Consider the following 18,065-nt stretch of genomic DNA (forward strand, 5'->3'; position numbering starts at 1 on the left):
TTATGAAGATTGGGATGAATATACATAAGATAATAGGAATGATAAGCTTGCTGGCTTGTGTTCAGACATTGTATGCTAGTACTGATAAAACACAAAACCAACCGGATTCGGTTTATATTTTTCCATATCCTACGTTGAATGACGCAGGTCGGAGAGGAATGCAGTTTGTGTGGAGTTCGGATGGGGAAAAATGGCAGAATATAGCAGACGGGCAGGTTTTTGTGAAATGTGACTTTGGTCCTTGGAAGAGAATGTATAAGCCCTATTTAACACAGAGCCGGGTAGATGGGAGTTGGCATTGCTATTGGGACTTGACTCCTGATGGAGAAGCAATGGCTTACGTATCCTCTCCTGATTTGATGAGATGGAAACCGCAACATTTTTTCATGACATCGGAAAAAGGGCAATATGCAGTAGCTGATTGTAATAAACCGATAAGGAAAACTGTCTGGATAGGAGGTAAACAAGTAGATGGTTGGGCCTTGAAAGTTGCGTATGAACAGATTGTCGCAATGAATCGTTATGGGGATCATCGGGCATATAGACAGGCATTAAGGGAAGAACGTACTGTGGATGATAAAAAGCGTTTTGCCGGATTGAAGCCGGTAACAGCTCATATCAAGGTAGAAAGAGAGCTGACGAAACCTATTAGTGAGCATCTGATAGGAGTGTTTTTTGAAGACTTGAATTATGCAGCAGACGGTGGGCTTTATGCGGAACTGATTCAGAATCGTGATTTCGAATATTCTTCCAAAGATGGGAATAAGGATAAAAATTGGAATAGTACCTATGCGTGGGGCATACAGGGGGATGGAATAACATTCACTATTGGCACTGATCAGCCGGTTCATGTAAATAATCCGCATTATGCTATATTGGATGTTCACGCACCGGGATCTGCCTTTATGAATGCCGGTTTTGGTGGTATTGTTGCTAAAAAAGGAGAAAAATATGATTTTTCCATGTTTTCAAAAGTATTAGGTGGAGGAAAAGGAGGAAAAACCCTTGTTCAGTTGGTAACTAAAGAGGGAAAAGAGATTGCAAGAACAGTCATGAAGCTTTCTTCCAAGGATTGGAAAAAGCAGAGTATTACATTGACAGCAACCGAAGATGCTGATAGTACGATATTAGTTCTTTCTCCTCAAACAGTAGGGTGTTATGCTTTGGATATGATTTCTTTGTTTCCGCAAAAAACATTTAAGGGGCATAAGAATGGGCTTCGTGCAGATTTGGCACAAGCAATAGCAGATATCCATCCTCGTTTTGTTCGTTTTCCGGGTGGTTGTCTGGCGCATGGTGACGGAGTGGATAATATTTATAACTGGAAAGAAACAATCGGACCGTTGGAAGCTCGCAAACCGGCACCTAATATTTGGCGATATCATCAGACACGTGGTTTGGGATATTTTGAATATTTCCAATTTTGTGAAGATATAAATGCAGAGCCGCTTCCTGTGGTGGCGGCTGGTGTCCCATGTCAGAACTCTGGAATAAATGGACCTAGTCATCATTCTACAAATATCATAACTGCCAACGGACAACAAGGGGGCATTCCAATGAAAGAAATGGGACAGTATATTCAGGATGTACTGGATTTGATAGAATATGCTAATGGCGATGCAAAGAAAACTGTATGGGGTAAAGAACGTGCGAAAGCAGGACATCCGGCACCTTTTAACCTGAAATATTTGGGAGTGGGCAATGAGGATATGATAAGCGATGTTTTTAAAGAACGCTTCACAATGATTTATAATGCAGTAAAAGAAAAGTACCCGGATATTATTGTGATAGGAACCACCGGTCCGTTTAGTGAGGGAACTGATTATGAAGAAGGTTGGGCATTTGCTGATGAATTGGGAATCCCCATGGTTGATGAACATAATTATAATACACCGGGTTGGTTCATTCATAATCAAAACTATTATGATCATTATGACCGTGATAAATCGAAAGTTTATTTAGGAGAATATGCAGCGCATTTACCGGGACGTCCGAGTAATATTGAGACAGCTTTGGCAGCAGCTTTATTCCTTACTTCTGTAGAACGAAACGGGGATGTGGTAGCCATGACTTCGTATGCGCCTCTTCTAGCCAAAGAAGGATGTATTCAATGGAATCCTGATTTGATTTATTTCAATAACAAGGAAGTGAAACCAACCGTAGATTATTACGTACAGCAGATGTATGGACAGAATGCCGGTAATGAATATATTTCTGCTGAAGTTTTATTGGATAATAATCAGATATCCGTAAAAAAACGTATTGGGACATCAGTTGTACGTGATGGAAAAACTGGAGATTTAATTGTGAAACTGGTAAATATGCTTCCTGTTTGTGTAAATGCACATTTGGAGATTCCTTCATTGAAAGGTATAAACGCTATTGTAACTAAAACACTGCTAATGGGAAATCCTGTTGATGTAGATGTTGTTCCTGTATCGGAAACAATAGGCATAAGTGATAAGTTTCCTTATGAATTACCTGCATATTCATTCACTGTACTTAGAATCCAAGCATCTAAGTAGACAATAAAATAATAAGGGGTTGAATAGGTTTCTATATTTCAGTTCCCCCTAAGATAACGATTGCTTCCCCGTAGACAAACCAGAGTTCCTCCATAGGGGAAACAATAGTTTGCTTACGGGGAAGCAATCGTTACATTACGGGATGATTAAAATCTCATCTGACGTCCTTTCTCATCATCCACCACAGCCATCATTCCTTCTACTTGTGCAAGAGCCAGCATACGTCCGTGGAAAGAATATCCCGGGTTGTAGCCTTTATCTTCATCTCCCAGCATCATTCGTCCGTGGTCTACACGCATCGGTAATCCCGGATTCTCATTTTCGAAGATACGGATAAGGTCAATCAGATGTCCTTTTCCCGTAAGATGGGAGCTTTCAATAAAGTTTCCACCTTGCATGGCAGCTGTGCTACGCAGATGTACGAAATGAGTTCTTTTTGCAAATTTCTTAGCCAACTCACGTGTATCGTTATGTTCGCCTGCACTCAAAGAGCCTGCACAGAAAGTCAATCCGTTATGAGGATTATCTACGGCATTCAGAAACCATTCAATATCATTTTCATTGGTAACGATACGTGGTAAACCTAATACCTGAAATGGAGGGTCATCGGGATGTACGCACATATTAACTCCATATTCTTCGCATACGGGCATGATGGCAGATAAGAAGTAGCGCATATTCTCACGCAAAGTATCCCGGTCTATATCTTTGTACAGGGCGAGTAACCGCTTGAAGATGGCAACCGGATTTTTATCTCCTTCCTTGATATTACCGTTGACAAAACCTTGTGTCTTGACAATGATTGTATCAATCAGGGCATCTTTCTCTTCTTCTGTGATAACCTTATCCAATTCGGCAACTTTCTGAAGTTCTTCTTCAGTATAATCCTTTTCAGCTCCTTCACGTTCCAGGATTCGGATGTCGAAATAAGCGAAACGGATACGGTCGTAATATAGGGAACTGGTACCATCCGGCCAAGGGTGTTGCAAGTCTGTACGTATCCAGTCAATAACGGGCATGAAGTTGTAACATACTGTCTTTATGCCGCATTTGCCCAAATTGGCAAGGCTTATTTTGTAGTTTTCAATTAACTGTTCACGTTCCGCTCCTGCGTATTTGATTGCTTCGCATACAGGAAGACTTTCCACTACCGACCAATGTAAACCATAAGATTCGATGTATGATTTCAAATCGTTAATAGCTTCTACTGTCCATATTTCACCATTCGGTACATCATGCAGGGCAGTGACAATCCCTTCTACCCCTATTTGTCGGAGCATCGGCAAGGTTATCTTATCCTTTTTGCCGAACCATCTCCAAGTCTTTTCCATCATAGTCTTTCTCTTTATAACAGGCTATTATTTATTGCTTAAACTCCGCTGAATGCACTGAAACCACCATCAATAGGTAACATTGCTCCGGTTACGAAGCTAGCGGCTTCACTACATAGGAAATGCACCGCACCATTCAACTCTTTAATATCACCAAAACGTTTCATTGGAGTTTTAGCCAATACTTTCTTGCTTCTATCTGTCAATGAACCATCCGGGTTGATGAGTACACGACGGTTTTGGTCGCCGATGAAGAAGCCCGGTGCAATAGCGTTTACACGGATACCATCCCCGTATTTAAGTGCCATTTCGCTTGCCAGCCATTGAGTGAAATTGGCTACGGCAGTTTTTGCAGCCGAATATCCTGGTACACGGGTGATAGCGCTGTATGCTGCCATTGAGGATACATTAATGATACATCCTTTGCCTTGTTTTGCCATTACTTTACCGAATATCATAGACGGATAGACTGTCCCATTCATATTCAGATTAGTCACTTTTTCCCAGCAAGAGATATCCATATCATAGAAGTGCTGATCCGGCTCAAGAGTAGCTCCCGGCATATTGCCACCGGCAATGTTCAATAGAATATCGATCTGTCCCCATTTGGCTACGATTTCTTTGGCTACTTTCTCCAGGCTGGCGATGTCAAGTACATTACCGATGATACCGATTACATCGTCACCGTATTGCTTAAGTTCAGCCACACGGTTGTCCAGTTGCTCCTGACGAATGTCAATAGCTACTACTTTTGCTCCCTGCTGTACAAAGTGTTGGGCAATATTTCCGCCCAGTACACCACCTGCTCCGGTAATAACAGCAACTTTACCGGCAATACTAAATAATTCGTTCATGGTTTCTATCAAATGTTTTTATGAATGGATGCAAAAATAGCGGGTTTTTATACATGCTATGATGCGCATTTTTGCAAGATATTTACCTATCTTTGCAAAAGCAGTTTAGAAAGGAGATTTATGAAGAAGATAATGAATGAGAAGTTGACTATTACGACTTCCAATCCCATCCGTGCCCGCTTTTATGAATATCCACGTTTCACGTATCCGTGGCATTTTCATAGTGAGTATGAAATTATTTATGTGGAGAAGGGAGAGGGGGATTGTCTGGTGGGTGACAGCATTATCGCCTATTCAAAAGGTGATTTGATTCTTTTCGGTTCCGAACTGCCTCATAGTATGCAAAGCCCGCCGGACGACGGGGAAGAATCTGATAATGAAGAAAAATCCGAACTGAAAGTAAAAGGAGTCAATATTCAGTTTGAGAAAGATTTTATGCATTATTCTATTTCTCAATATTCCCAGTTTATTCCTATCAGGAATTTATTGGAGGATGCTTGCAGAGGAATAAAATTCACAATTACCCGTTCGGGGAAAATCATTAAGTTATTGAAACAGATTCCTTCTGCTAAAGGAGCAGATCAAATTATCCTGTTGCTTTCACTTCTACAGATGATGGCTATCAGCAATCATAAGAAATATCTGACTACTTCTCATTATACTCCGTCCCCTTCGATTATGCGTAATGAAAGAATGGAAAAGGTGATTGCCTATTTGAATAAACATTATACCGAGTCTATCGGTCTGGATGAAATTGCTTCTTATACAGCGATGAACCCTACTGCTTTCTGCCGATACTTTAAAGAAAACACAGGAAAGACATTCAAAGAGTATGTGCTTGATATGCGTATCGGATATGCTTGTAAACTATTAAATAGTAGTATGATGAATATATCTCAAATCAGTGCTACTTGCGGATTTGAATCACCTGTACATTTTAACCGCATTTTTAAAAGGGTGACAGGAATGACGCCGACTTTATATAGAGAGCAGATGGAATAATATCAAAGTTCAGACGATATTTTTCTTATAAAATATTATCTCTCATCTCTTCCCAAGGAATTTCTGAATCAATACTTCCTATTAAGGATTGGCTATCGAACAATTCTCTCCTTTTCTTTCTGGAAAGATTAATCTGTCCCTCTTTTTCTTTTTGAAGTTGCATATACTGTTTTAGTACATCAACATTTTCTTCTTCTTTGATGGACTTAATAATTTTGCGTCTTATATTTTTGATATATGACTGGGAATAATATTCACCTATGGGTTCTTCTACTTTCATATCTTGTTCTGCTTATAATCTAAACAAAGATACTATTAAATAATAGAACTAAAAATAATATTTTATTTTTTATCGTATATTTGATGTTGAGTATAATTTCTTCCTCGTTCGTATATAATAGAAAAGATGAATAAACATGAACGTAAATAGAATGAAGAAAAGAATTTTGCTTTTGTTGTTGGTGATACCGGCATTGGTAAAAGCGCAAGATGTGATGACAGAAACCCGTCAGGAACTGACGTCTCCTGATGGAGCTTATCGTTTTACCTTTTATCAACGTGCGGTGGGAGAGGATAATGCACAAATGTATTATACCTTGACTTATAAGAACCGTCCGGTGATTGAAGAAAGTAAATTGGGAGTTCTGATTGAGAATCAACTGTTTGAGTCGGCGTTGGGAGTTCCGAATGATACTTGTCATTTTTGGTGTGAAAATCTGAAGTTGACTGGGACTGAACAACGAAAGGCGGATGAAACATGGAAGCCCGTATATGGCGAACGTGCGGAGGTTCGTGATTGCTACAATGAGATGACTTTGAAATTCAAAAAGGGAGAAGGGAATGGCAACCAGGACGGTGGCTATGATAAGCGTAAGAATTACTTTATGAATATTATCGTTCGTGCCTATAATGAAGGAGTTGCTTTCCGCTATCATTTCCCGGAAACGACAAACGGACTTTTCTTACATATCGTTGGCGAACAGACCAGCTTCACAATGCCTGAAGGAACGATGGCTTATTACGAGCGTTGGGCACAAGGCCCTTGCGTACTTCGTCCGTTGGAAGGATGGGGCAAAGAGGAGAGTGAGCGTCCTTTGACCTTGAAACTGCCTGATGGATTATCTGTAGCTTTGTTGGAAGCGGAAATGGTGGATTATGTTCGTGGTAAATTCCGTTTATCGGCAGAGAAACCTTCCACTTTGGAGACAAGCCTGTATAGTAGTGTCGATATTATTTCTCCTTACAGTACTCCGTGGCGTGTAATCATGGTTGGCGAACGTCCGGTCGATTTAATTAATAATAATGATATTGTCTTGAATCTGAATCCGTCTTGCAAACTGGCTGATACTTCTTGGATCAAACCCGGGAAAGTATTCCGCTCGGGCGACTTGAAACAAGATAGAGTAAAAGCAGCCATTGACTTTGCGGCAGAACGTGGTATTCAGTATGTGCACATGGATGCAGGATGGTATGGACCAGAAATGAAAATGAGTTCGGACGCTACTACTGTTTCTCCTGATAAAGACCTTGATATACCCGCTTTGTGTAAATATGCCGAATCGAAAGGAATCGGACTTATGGTGTATGTCAATCAGCGTGCATTAGTGCAGCAGTTGGATACTTTGTTGCCTTTGTATAAGAAATGGGGACTGAAAGGTGTCAAGTTCGGTTTTGTACAGATAGGTAATCAGCGTTGGAGTACCTGGCTACATGAGGCTGTTCGTAAATGTGGAGAATACGGTCTGATGGTAGATATTCATGACGAATATCGTCCGACAGGTTTCAGCCGTACTTATCCTAACCTGATGACGCAGGAGGGTATTCGTGGAAATGAAGAAATGCCGGATGCCACACACAATACGACTCTTCCTTTTACCCGCTATCTGGCAGGTGCAGGAGACTATACGCTTTGCTATTTCAATAATCGGGTGAAGAATACGAAAGCACATCAGTTGGCGATGGCAGCTGTGTATTACAGTCCTTTGCAATTTATGTTTTGGTATGACAGACCGGAATTCTACCAGGGAGAAGAAGAACTGGAATTTTGGAAAGCAATTCCAAGTGTATGGGATGACAGCCGCGCGTTAGATGGAGAAATTGGTGAATATATCGTTCAAGCACGTCGTTCGGGGAATGACTGGTTTGTAGGAGCAATGACGAATACGGAAGCCCGCACAATTACATTGACTACGGATTTTCTGAAATCGGGTAAGAAGTATATGCTTCACCTGTACGAAGATGATGACAAGCTGAAGACACGGACGAAAGTACGCAGTACTCATAAGAAGATAAAAGCCGGAGATAAGCTTGTTTTGAAGCTAAAAGCAAGTGGCGGAGCCGCATTGCATTTCACTCCACTGGAAAAATAAATTAGTTGTTTATAGATAAATGCAACTATAATAAATGCAACTATAAGAAGCATTATGAAGAAATATTTTCTTGTTGTTTTGTTATCTCTGTTCATGCAGACTACCCGAGTTGCAGCAGCTCCCTGGCAGTGGTCCGTAGAAATAAAAGAGCTGATTTCAGAAGAGACAAACGCCCATCCTTCTGCCTATCTATGGATACCGGAAAACTGCAAACAAGTCCGTGCCGTCATCATTGGGCAACATAATATGACCGAAGAGACAATTTTTGAGCATCCTGAATTTCGGAAGAATATGGGCAAACTAGGAATTGCAGAGATATGGATCACTCCCGGAATAGACCAACGCTGGGATGTGACAAAAGGTACCCGGCAAATCTTTGAAACAATGATGAAGAATTTGTCTGAAATAAGCGGATATGCAGAACTGGAGTTTGCCCCGGTCATCCCTATCGGACACTCGGCAATGGCTACTTATCCGTGGAACTTTGCCGCCTGGAATCCCGAACGTACATTGGCTGTACTCTCTATTCACGGTGATTCTCCCAGAACTCATTTGACAGGTTACGGGCGTGCGAATTTGGATTGGGGAACCCGTACGATTGAAGGTATCCCTTCATTAATGGTAATGGGAGAGGACGAATGGTGGGAAGACCGGTTGATAACCTCTTTCGATTATCGTCGTGAATATCCGAATGCTCCCCTTTCATTTCTTGCTGATGCAGGACATGGACATTTCGACATATCCGATGAATTGATTGATTATCTTTCTCTTTTTCTAAAAAAGGCAGTGGAATACCGGTTGCCGAAACATTCGTCATCGGATATTCCGGTTCAGTTAATTCCGGTAGAAGCAAAGAATGGCTGGCTGGCAGACCGTTGGCGAAAGAATGAAAAACCTACAGCCGAAGCCGCTTCCTATGATAAGTATGAAGGAGACAAGCACCATGCATTTTGGTATTTTGATAAGGAAATGGCAGATGCCACAGAAAAATATTACGCTAATGAGCGTGGAAAGACAGAACAGTATATCGGCTTTGAGCAAAAAGGAAAACTGATAACTTTCAATCCGAAATCCCATGTACGTATGTCTCCTTCTTTTCAACCCGAAGCGGACGGAGTCACTTTCCACTTGAAAGCAGTGTACACAGATACGTTAAGGAACGAATATTCAAAAGAACACAGTACACGTCCCATTCGAATGTCGAGAATTTGCGGTCCGGTGGAAGTGGTGAATGATACAACTTTTACTGTTCGTTTCTATCGGATGGGATTGGATAATCCTAAACGTACAGGAGGCATCTGTCTGATGGCTTCCGTAAAACAGGATCATAAATACCGGAGTGCCGTTCAGCAGGTGGAGATTCGTATTCCTTACCGGAATAAGGAAGGGATACCCCAACGTATAATTTTCCCGAAACTATCCGATGCAAAGGCTTCAGTGAAAGAAATAAGTTTAAAAGGAACTGCTGACTCCGGCCTTCCGGTTTACTATTATGTAAAAGAAGGGCCGGCAGAGATAAAGAGGGATAAACTGGTATTGACTAAAATTCCCCCGCGTGCAAAATTTCCGGTAAAGGTGACAGTGGTAGCCTGGCAATATGGGCGTAGCGGAGAACCTAAAGTGCAGACTGCTGAAGCAGTAGAGCAGAGTTTTTATATTACCGCCCGTTAGTTTGACAAAGAGATTGTTCAAGGAATCAGAGTACTAATTCCTTGAACAATCTTTCCAAAGTCTTATCTAAATCAGTAGAAAATCCCGGATGTGGGCGAGATACTTGTATGCAGGAACTTTTTACTGCAGTCAGCCAACGAAATCTGTCAGGAATATCCATATTGGCTATGGCTCCTCCTTCTTTATTTCCCATGCATATCTTGTCAAAGACCTGTAACCCTTCTTTCAGGCAATTCATATCCAGTTCGGAAGAAAATAGTTTTAGTTTGTTCTCATCTATCGTATAGAGGGATTTCAGGTATTTAGCTTGTTTGGAAAACAACACAATCCCCATATTGATAAACTCCTCCCGTTCCACTTTAGGAACGAAACGGATGACTGCGTATTCATATAAGTGCCTTTCTTGCATTTTGCGCTTCATTTACAAATGTTTCGGAATGCTTAATCCTTTCTTCTAAGAATCGAATATAAATGTCTCTCAAATCCTGTGGAGTTTCTGTGCCTTCTGTCCAGTTTAACCAGTCATCGGGAATAGCATTGACTATCTCACGGATTTTATCAGAAGTCAATATCTGCCTGAATTCAATATCTACCTCTTCCAGTTTATTGGCAAACGGCAATAATACATGGTCTTTTATCTGTACAAAAGGAACCAGTGCCTGTTTTTGCCAGTTAGTCCAGGAATGGTGGAAATAAAGGGACGCCCCATGATCTATCAACCATAGTTCTTTGTGCCATATCAACATATTGGTGTTTTTAATGGTACGGTCTACGTTAGTCAGCAAGGCATCCAGCCATACTACTTGCGAAGCGGTTTTTCCATCTACTTGATGTACTATCGGATCAAAAGTCAGTGAACCGGAAAGGAAATGCAATCCCATATTCAGTCCGCGACTCCATTGAAGTAAATCCTGTATCTCTTCGTCTGCTTCCGTTCGTCCGAAGGCCTCGTCCAGATTCAGAAAAACTATTTCGGGGACTCTGAAACCCAGTGCACGGGCTATCTCCCCACCAATCAGTTCGGCAATCAGCGCTTTTGTTCCGTGTCCTGCCCCTCTGAATTTGACTACATATTTAAATTCATCGTCAGCTTCGGCTAAAGCAGGCAATGAGCCCCCCTCACGCAGAGGAAGAATATATCTTGTAACATTTGCCGTACGTAAATCCATGTAGCTCCTTTCTTTGATTTGGGGAATAAAGATAGGACGTTTCAGATGAATTTTATAAGAAAGTGAGCTTTAAATTAAAGAATTGTAGCTTAATTAAATAATTTTGTGGCTTTGAGTGTTTAAGGCACCTTGTTCGTATCTTATAGATAAAAGATAGAAATAATATGAATAAGAAAGTTTTAGTTACGGTAATCTTGTTTGGTTCATTGACAGTATCGGGTATAGTGTCAGCTCAATCTGTATATCCCGGACAACACCAGGGAAAGTTGAAAAAGGAAACAGTCGCTCCCCTTCAGGCGGAAAGTTTTGATTTGAAAGATGTTCGCCTGTTGCCAAGTCGTTTCCGTGATAATATGCTTCGGGATTCTGCTTGGATGACGTCAATAGATGTGAATCGTCTGCTACATAGCTTCCGTACCAATGCCGGTGTATTTGCCGGACGTGAGGGCGGATATATGACAGTGAAGAAACTGGGTGGTTGGGAATCTTTGGATTGCGAACTTCGCGGACATACTACCGGACACATGCTCTCGGCACTTGGTTTGATGTACGCAGCTACCGGCAGTGAGATATTCAAACTGAAAGGCGATAGCTTGGTTAACGGATTGGAAGAAGTGCAGAATGCACTGAAAAACGGATATTTGAGTGCCTGGCCCGAGGAACTGATAAACCGGAATATTCAGGGAAAAGGTGTATGGGCTCCTTGGTATACTCTGCACAAACTTTTCTCCGGACTGATAGATCAATATCTGTATGCGGATAATAAGAAAGCATTGACTATCGTCACCCGAATGGGCGATTGGGCATACAATAAATTGAAGCCCCTTAGTGAAGAAACACGTAAACTTATGATCCGCAATGAATTTGGCGGTATCAATGAGTCATTCTATAATTTATACTCAATAACGGGAGATGAACGTTATCGCTGGTTGGCGGAATATTTCTACCACAATGACGTAATCGACCCTTTGAAAGAACTTCGCGATGACTTGGGAACGAAGCATACCAATACTTTCATCCCGAAAGTGATAGCTGAAGCCCGCAACTACGAATTAACCCACAACGAGACAAGTAGGAAACTTTCGGAATTCTTCTGGCACACCATGATTGACCATCATACTTTTGCTCCGGGATGCAGCAGTGACAAAGAACACTACTTTGATCCGAAGAAGTTATCTCAACATCTGACCGGCTATACCGGAGAAACTTGTTGTACCTATAATATGCTCAAACTTAGCCGCCATCTTTTCTGCTGGACGGGCGATTCATCTATTGCAGATTATTACGAAAGGGCATTGTATAATCACATCTTGGGACAACAAGACCCTGAAACAGGTATGGTAGCTTATTTCCTGCCTTTGCTTTCCGGGTCTCATAAACTGTATAGCACAAAAGAGAACTCTTTCTGGTGTTGCGTAGGTAGCGGATTTGAGAATCATGCAAAGTTTGGAGAAGCCATCTATTACCATAACAATCAGGGAATATATGTAAATCTATTTATCCCTTCGCAGGTAACCTGGAAAGAAAAAGGACTGACAATCCGTCAGGAAACGAAATTCCCACAGGAAGAAACAACGCGTTTCACCCTCCGTACAGAAAATCCTGTTCGTACCACCATTTATCTGCGCTATCCTTCGTGGAGCAAGGATATAAAAGTGTTGGTGAATGGTAAGAAAATATCTGTAAAACAGAAGCCTGGTTCTTATATTGCCATTACCCGTGAATGGAAAGATGGCGACCAAATCTTGGCTACTTATCCGATGCAAATCAAATTGGAGGCTACCCCGGATAATCCGAACAAGGCAGCTCTGTTATATGGTCCATTGGTATTGGCGGGAGAACGGGGGACTGAAGGTATGCAAGCACCTGCTCCTTTCTCAAATCCGGCTCTTTATAATGATTATTATACCTATAATTTTCATGTCCCAGCACATTTGCGTACCTCTTTGAAACTAGATAAGAAACACCCTGAACGTGCCTTGCAACGTGTAGGAAGTGATTTGAAGTTTACGACAGAACAAGGAGATGTGATTCGTCCGTTATACGATTTGCATCACCAGCGCTATGTCGTATATTGGGATTTACAATCAGAAAAATAGATAGTAAACAACGATATGAAGAATCGTTTATTAATTGCCGTTTTTGTAAGTGTCTGCTTTTTGAGCAGTTCTTGCAAAATATCATCCGGTCAGGGAAGTCAGTATGACTTCTCTTCTTTGGATTCTGTTATCCAAGGATGGGTAGACAAGGGATATTACCCCGGAGCATCCATTTGTGTAGTGAAGAATGATACCGTCATTTTCCAGAAGAACTATCGGGACTATACGCCCGATACAAAAGTATATGTCGCTTCTGCCGGGAAATGGGTAGCGGCTGCTGTCATTGGCGCAGTGGTAGACCGTACTGATTTGGGATGGGATGATCCGGTAGAAAAATGGTTGCCGGAATTTAAAGATGATGCTAAAGGTAAGATTCCTCTCCGACAATTATTATCCCATACATCAGGAGTACGTCCATATCTTCCCGAGCCCCGTGTAGATAACTATAATCATTTGGATTCGGCAGTCACTGAAATTCTTCCTTTGGATACAGTCTTTACTCCCGGCACTCGTTTTGAATATGGTGGACTTGCCATGCAAATTGCCGGAAGAATGGCAGAAGTGGCGATGGGAAAGGAGTTTGAAACTCTTTTCCAGGAACTGCTGGCACAACCTTTGGAGATGAAGAACTCTCATTTTACCCCAATCAATACGGATGGCGGACATGCACCCATGTTAGGGGGCGGACTGTGTACTACCTTGAATGATTATCTTCATTTCCTGTCTATGATTTATCACGATGGAATGTATAATGGCAAGCAAATTATATCAGCAGAAACTGTGAAAGAGATGCAGGCCGACCAAGTGAAAGATGCCATCATCCCTTCGCATGACTCGGATAATTATGTAGCGAAAGGACTAGGACAATCCCACAATGGAATCTACGGATTAGGAGAATGGCGTGAACTGATAGATAAAAAGACAGGTGAAGCCTATCAGATTAGTTCACCGGGATGGGCTGGTGCTTATCCGTGGATAAATAAACACGATAAAGTTTACGGATTCTTCATTTCTCATGTAGCAGGTTCTTCTGCTAAAGAAGACGGTTTCTCTTCTTTCTTCGGCAGCCCTGTCATTTCACGGACTGTTTCAGAAATACTGAAAGGCAAGCCATTGGTTGTCAAACAAGGACGTATCAATGTAGGAAACGGCTCTCTATACTATGAAGAAGCCGGTCAGGGTGAACCGATCATTTTTGTTCACGGTCATTCGCTCGACCATCGTATGTGGGATGAGCAATTTTCGGTATTTGCGAAAAAGTATCATGTCATTCGCTATGATTTAAGAGGATACGGCATTTCTTCTTCCCAAACAGAAGATTATCAATTTATGCATGTTGAAGATCTGGTTACTTTAATGGACTCTTTACATCTCTCAAAGGCGCATATTGTCGGGCTTTCTTTGGGTGGGTTTATCACTGCTGATATGTTGGCGTATTTCCCAGATCGGATGTTATCAGCTTTTCTAGCCAGTGGAAACATCCGGAAATCGAAAGGTCCCAGTGAGCCGATGACTAAAGAAGAAGCAAAGGTGCGTGATGAAGAAATAGCTGCCCTGAAAAAGAAAGGAGTGGAGGTGATGAAGAAAGAGTGGTTTGAAGGATTAATGAAATCCGGTGGAAGTCAACGTGAGCGGATGCGTGCGCCTTTGTGGCAGATGATTGATGAATGGGATGCATGGCAACCGCTACACAAAGAAGTACGGGTAGTAGCAGGACTGGATGCTATTGAAAAATTAAAGAAGAGTCATCCTGCCGTACCTGCCTTAATTGTAGAAGGTCATTCTTCTGATAACAAATTCTCAAAAAATCCTCCCATATTGGAATATCTACCTAATGGAAAGCTGAAAGTCATAGAGGATTGCGGGCACATGATGAATATGGAACGACCGGAGGAATTCAATGCAGCTTTAGAAGAATTTTTATTTGGATTGTATTGAGTAAATAATTTAATCCCTTCGTATTTGTCTATGTGCATATAGAGAATACGAAGGGATGACTTTTTTTATTATAAGTACTTCCTTTTGGAGAATTTTATGTAAGTTTGTCACATGTTTAATATGAAAAAAGCCCATTGTAGGTGAAAAACACGATTAAATATCTGATTCTTTTAATAATGTGTTTGGCTTGCGGTGTAAAACTACAAGCCCAAGATTACATGTTCCGTAATGTCGTGATGTCCGACGGTCTTTCCGGGTTGTTGGTGAACGCTATTTATAAAGATTCGGAGGGCTTTGTCTGGCTAGGAACGGATAACTGTCTCGACCGTTTCGATGGAGTAAAAGTACGCCATTTTGAATTCCGAGGCATTGAATCAGGAAGAAAAAAACGGGTAAACAGCGTTACAGAAACAGCCAACAAACAACTGTGGGTAGGAAATGGAATCGGACTTTGGCGATTGAATCGTACAAGCAGCCAATTGGAAAGAATTGTCCCCGAAAAGATTGATTTTGCTGTAAATACTTTGTTGGCTAATGAGGATATTCTTTATATCGGCACAGAGAAAGGCTTGTTCATTCATAAAGATGGTCAATTACTACAGGTCTTGACAGACCGGAATATGCTTGCTGCCTGTAACAGAATCATGGATATTTGTCTGAATGAAGATAAAACCGTGTTATGGCTGGCTACGGTGCAGGGGCTGTACTCTTATTCACTGAAAGATGGAAAGATTGATTCCTGGCATTTTCAGGAGAATGTGCCCGAAGCCGATTATTTTCGTTGCCTGACCCGTATCGGAGAAACTCTTTATCTGGGCACAATGAGTCAAGGTGTAGTACGTTTCGATATAAAAAAGGAAACATTCTCTCATACGGTATCTTTAGGCTGCGATGTCATTTCTGACATATCCAGCGATGGGAAAGAGACTGTGTATATAGCTACTGACGGTAATGGCGTCCACTTCCTTTCACACAAAGACCAACAAGTGACACGTCGTTTCTACCATGATGTCAATGATAAGGAAGGAATTCGCAGTAATTCTATTTACTCCTTACTTGTAGATGATAGAGGCACCGTCTGGGTGGGGCATTTTCAGGCAGGGCTGGATTATTCACTCTATCAGAACGGCCTTTTCCGCACGTATGACTATCCACCTTTGTTCAATTCGGCAAATCTTTCCATTCGTTCTTTCGTAAACAGAGGGCAAGAGAAAGTCATCGGTTCACGTGACGGTTTGTTTTATATAAACGAAGCTACCGGAGTAGTGAAAAGTTTTGTAAAGCCCGTTTTAACTTCAGATCTGATACTGACAATCAGCTTCTATCAAGGAGAATATTATATCGGTACGTATGGTGGCGGTATGATGGTATTGAATCCGGGAACATTATCTCTGAAATATTTTGCACAGGGCGATACGGAGCTTTTTCAAAAAGGACATATATTCTGTGTGAAACCGGATGCAAAAGGAAATCTTTGGATAGGGACCTCACAAGGACTCTTCTGTTATAACGGACAGACCAAACAGATCAAACACTTTACCAGTGCTAACTCCCAACTGCCGGAGGGCAATGTGTATGAAGTAAGTTTTGATTCTACGGGCAAAGGATGGATTGCTACTGAAACTGGTATGTGTATTTATGATCCGGCTTCTCAAAGTTTACGCTCTAATGTGTTTCCGGAGGGATTTGTTCATCGGGATAAAGTGCGTACTATCTACGAAGATGCTGAACACAACCTCTATTTTATCCGTGAGAAAGGGAGTCTGTTTACCTCTACTTTAACGATGGATCGTTTCCGGAATCGCTCTATCTTTTCTACTCTTCCGGACAATTCGCTGATGTCTGTTATAGAAGATAACCAAGGTTGGCTGTGGGTGGCCTGCAATGACGGGTTGTTGCGTATCAAAGAAGAAGGGGAGGAGTATGATGCTTTCACTTTCAATGATGGAGTGCCGGGACCAACTTTTACGAATGGAGCCGCTTATAAAGATGAAAAAGGACTATTGTGGTTTGGTAACACCAAAGGACTGATTTATGTTGATCCGAAACGTGTGGACGAAGTGCGTGGCAAGGTTCGTCCGATTGTATTTACTGATATACTGGCTAATGGCGTACCTTTTACCAGTTCCTCTTTGAAATACAACCAGAATAATTTGACTTTTTGTTTCACAGATTTCGCCTATGGTCTGCCATCTGCCTTACTATATGAATATCGATTGGAGGGAGTGGACAAAGACTGGAAATTATTGGCTGCACAGAACGAAGTTTCTTATTACGGACTTTCTTCCGGAACTTATACTTTCCGGGTACGTCTTCCGGGAAATGAGCAATCGGAAGCTATCTGTCAAGTGACAGTACGCCCTATGATACCTTGGTGGGGATGGGCACTTTCCATTTTATTAATCGTAGGAATTATAGCCTTTATACGGTATTATGTTTGGAAACGTATGCGTCGTTTGCTTGCTTCTTCTGCTTCATCGATTTCGGCATCAACAGAGGAGGAAATACAACAGAGAGAACAAACTGTAGAACATCCGGAAGTAATTTCAGAGCAACAATCTTCCGCTGTTGAAGAGAAATATAAGACCAATAGACTGACCGAAGAGGAATGTAAAGAACTTCATAAGAAACTGGTGGCTTATGTAGAGAAAGAAAAGCCATATATCAATCCCGACTTAAAAATGGGGGACTTGGCTTCTGCATTGGATACTTCTTCACATTCATTATCGTATCTTTTGAACCAGTATCTTAATCAGTCTTACTATGACTTCATCAATGAATACCGTGTTACCCAATTCAAAAAGATGGTAGCGGATAGCCAATATTCCCGCTATACATTGACTGCCTTGGCAGAACTTTGTGGTTTTAGTTCACGTGCTTCTTTCTTCCGTTCATTTAAAAAGAGTACGGGAGTTACTCCGAATGAATACATCCGTAGTATCGGAGGTATTGCCAAGGAAGAATAAGTACTTCTTTCATTGGTTTCATGTACATCATTCACATCTATCTAGTACTTGATTCACTCAAATGTTATACAAGTTTGTCATCTCTCTTATACTGGTTTTGTTCCACTCTTGTACTTATCCGGATTTTAACCGCTATTTGTC

General features: G+C 41.4%; 12 protein-coding genes. 7 read left to right on the forward strand and 5 right to left on the reverse strand.

The annotated features are described in order from the left end of the window. The first annotated feature begins 38 nt into the window (after window positions 1-38). Window positions 39-2,525: an alpha-L-arabinofuranosidase C-terminal domain-containing protein gene (locus tag GD630_RS03745; RefSeq protein ID WP_238482989.1), complete on the forward strand. Its 2,487-nt coding sequence runs from the start codon at window positions 39-41 to the stop codon at window positions 2,523-2,525. Window positions 2,526-2,671: 146 nt separating this feature from the next. Here the strand turns inward: GD630_RS03745 and uxuA are convergent, their stop codons facing one another. Together uxuA and GD630_RS03755 are read right to left on the reverse strand one after the other, a co-directional pair. Beyond that, the gene (gene uxuA, locus GD630_RS03750) at window positions 2,672-3,859 is read right to left on the reverse strand and encodes a mannonate dehydratase (protein WP_143868248.1); all 1,188 of its coding nucleotides are present in this window, start codon (window positions 3,857-3,859) and stop codon (window positions 2,672-2,674) included. Between the two features lie 35 nt (window positions 3,860-3,894). Beyond that, window positions 3,895-4,710: an SDR family oxidoreductase gene (locus GD630_RS03755; protein ID WP_143868249.1), complete on the reverse strand. Its 816-nt coding sequence runs from the start codon at window positions 4,708-4,710 to the stop codon at window positions 3,895-3,897. Window positions 4,711-4,830: 120 nt separating this feature from the next. Between GD630_RS03755 and GD630_RS03760 the strand changes: the two genes are divergently transcribed. Then, window positions 4,831-5,712 (forward strand): AraC family transcriptional regulator, encoded by an 882-nt coding sequence (locus GD630_RS03760; RefSeq protein WP_143868250.1) that lies wholly within the window; start codon window positions 4,831-4,833, stop codon window positions 5,710-5,712. 25 nt (window positions 5,713-5,737) lie between these two features. Here the strand turns inward: GD630_RS03760 and GD630_RS03765 are convergent, their stop codons facing one another. Next, window positions 5,738-5,992, reverse strand: a complete 255-nt coding sequence (locus GD630_RS03765) for a hypothetical protein (RefSeq protein ID WP_143868252.1) — start codon at window positions 5,990-5,992, stop codon at window positions 5,738-5,740. Between the two features lie 136 nt (window positions 5,993-6,128). Between GD630_RS03765 and GD630_RS03770 the strand changes: the two genes are divergently transcribed. Further along, a complete protein-coding gene (locus GD630_RS03770; RefSeq protein WP_143868253.1) occupies window positions 6,129-8,081 on the forward strand; it encodes a glycoside hydrolase family 97 protein in 1,953 nt (650 codons plus the stop codon). Window positions 8,082-8,135: 54 nt separating this feature from the next. Further along, window positions 8,136-9,752: an alpha/beta fold hydrolase gene (locus GD630_RS03775; RefSeq protein WP_143868254.1), complete on the forward strand. Its 1,617-nt coding sequence runs from the start codon at window positions 8,136-8,138 to the stop codon at window positions 9,750-9,752. 25 nt (window positions 9,753-9,777) lie between these two features. Here the strand turns inward: GD630_RS03775 and GD630_RS03780 are convergent, their stop codons facing one another. Beyond that, window positions 9,778-10,161, reverse strand: a complete 384-nt coding sequence (locus tag GD630_RS03780; protein ID WP_004305884.1) for a DUF3037 domain-containing protein — start codon at window positions 10,159-10,161, stop codon at window positions 9,778-9,780. Then, the gene (locus tag GD630_RS03785; protein WP_143868255.1) at window positions 10,139-10,921 is read right to left on the reverse strand and encodes a HipA family kinase; all 783 of its coding nucleotides are present in this window, start codon (window positions 10,919-10,921) and stop codon (window positions 10,139-10,141) included. The genes GD630_RS03780 and GD630_RS03785 overlap by 23 nt, the downstream gene beginning before the upstream one ends. Window positions 10,922-11,085: 164 nt before the next feature. Between GD630_RS03785 and GD630_RS03790 the strand changes: the two genes are divergently transcribed. The 3 genes from GD630_RS03790 to GD630_RS03800 all read left to right on the forward strand — a co-directional run bounded on the left by GD630_RS03790 (window position 11,086) and on the right by GD630_RS03800 (window position 17,924). Further along, window positions 11,086-13,020, forward strand: coding sequence for a glycoside hydrolase family 127 protein (locus GD630_RS03790; protein WP_143868256.1), 1,935 nt, complete (start codon window positions 11,086-11,088; stop codon window positions 13,018-13,020). A gap of 15 nt (window positions 13,021-13,035) precedes the next feature. Beyond that, window positions 13,036-14,958: an alpha/beta fold hydrolase gene (locus tag GD630_RS03795; RefSeq protein ID WP_143868257.1), complete on the forward strand. Its 1,923-nt coding sequence runs from the start codon at window positions 13,036-13,038 to the stop codon at window positions 14,956-14,958. Between the two features lie 140 nt (window positions 14,959-15,098). After that, window positions 15,099-17,924: a ligand-binding sensor domain-containing protein gene (locus GD630_RS03800; protein WP_143868258.1), complete on the forward strand. Its 2,826-nt coding sequence runs from the start codon at window positions 15,099-15,101 to the stop codon at window positions 17,922-17,924. The last annotated feature ends 141 nt before the right edge of the window (window positions 17,925-18,065 follow it).

The sequence above is a fragment of the Bacteroides zhangwenhongii genome (assembly GCF_009193325.2).
In the GTDB taxonomy this organism is placed as follows: domain Bacteria; phylum Bacteroidota; class Bacteroidia; order Bacteroidales; family Bacteroidaceae; genus Bacteroides; species Bacteroides zhangwenhongii.

Coding starts and splice junctions, on each gene's coding strand:
- GD630_RS03745 (WP_238482989.1), top strand. CDS start 39: ATGATAAGCTTGCTGGCTTGTGTTCAGACATTGTATGCTAGTACTGAT.
- uxuA (WP_143868248.1), bottom strand. CDS start 3,859: ATGATGGAAAAGACTTGGAGATGGTTCGGCAAAAAGGATAAGATAACC.
- GD630_RS03755 (WP_143868249.1), bottom strand. CDS start 4,710: ATGAACGAATTATTTAGTATTGCCGGTAAAGTTGCTGTTATTACCGGA.
- GD630_RS03760 (WP_143868250.1), top strand. CDS start 4,831: ATGAAGAAGATAATGAATGAGAAGTTGACTATTACGACTTCCAATCCC.
- GD630_RS03765 (WP_143868252.1), bottom strand. CDS start 5,992: ATGAAAGTAGAAGAACCCATAGGTGAATATTATTCCCAGTCATATATC.
- GD630_RS03770 (WP_143868253.1), top strand. CDS start 6,129: ATGAACGTAAATAGAATGAAGAAAAGAATTTTGCTTTTGTTGTTGGTG.
- GD630_RS03775 (WP_143868254.1), top strand. CDS start 8,136: ATGAAGAAATATTTTCTTGTTGTTTTGTTATCTCTGTTCATGCAGACT.
- GD630_RS03780 (WP_004305884.1), bottom strand. CDS start 10,161: ATGCAAGAAAGGCACTTATATGAATACGCAGTCATCCGTTTCGTTCCT.
- GD630_RS03785 (WP_143868255.1), bottom strand. CDS start 10,921: ATGGATTTACGTACGGCAAATGTTACAAGATATATTCTTCCTCTGCGT.
- GD630_RS03790 (WP_143868256.1), top strand. CDS start 11,086: ATGAATAAGAAAGTTTTAGTTACGGTAATCTTGTTTGGTTCATTGACA.
- GD630_RS03795 (WP_143868257.1), top strand. CDS start 13,036: ATGAAGAATCGTTTATTAATTGCCGTTTTTGTAAGTGTCTGCTTTTTG.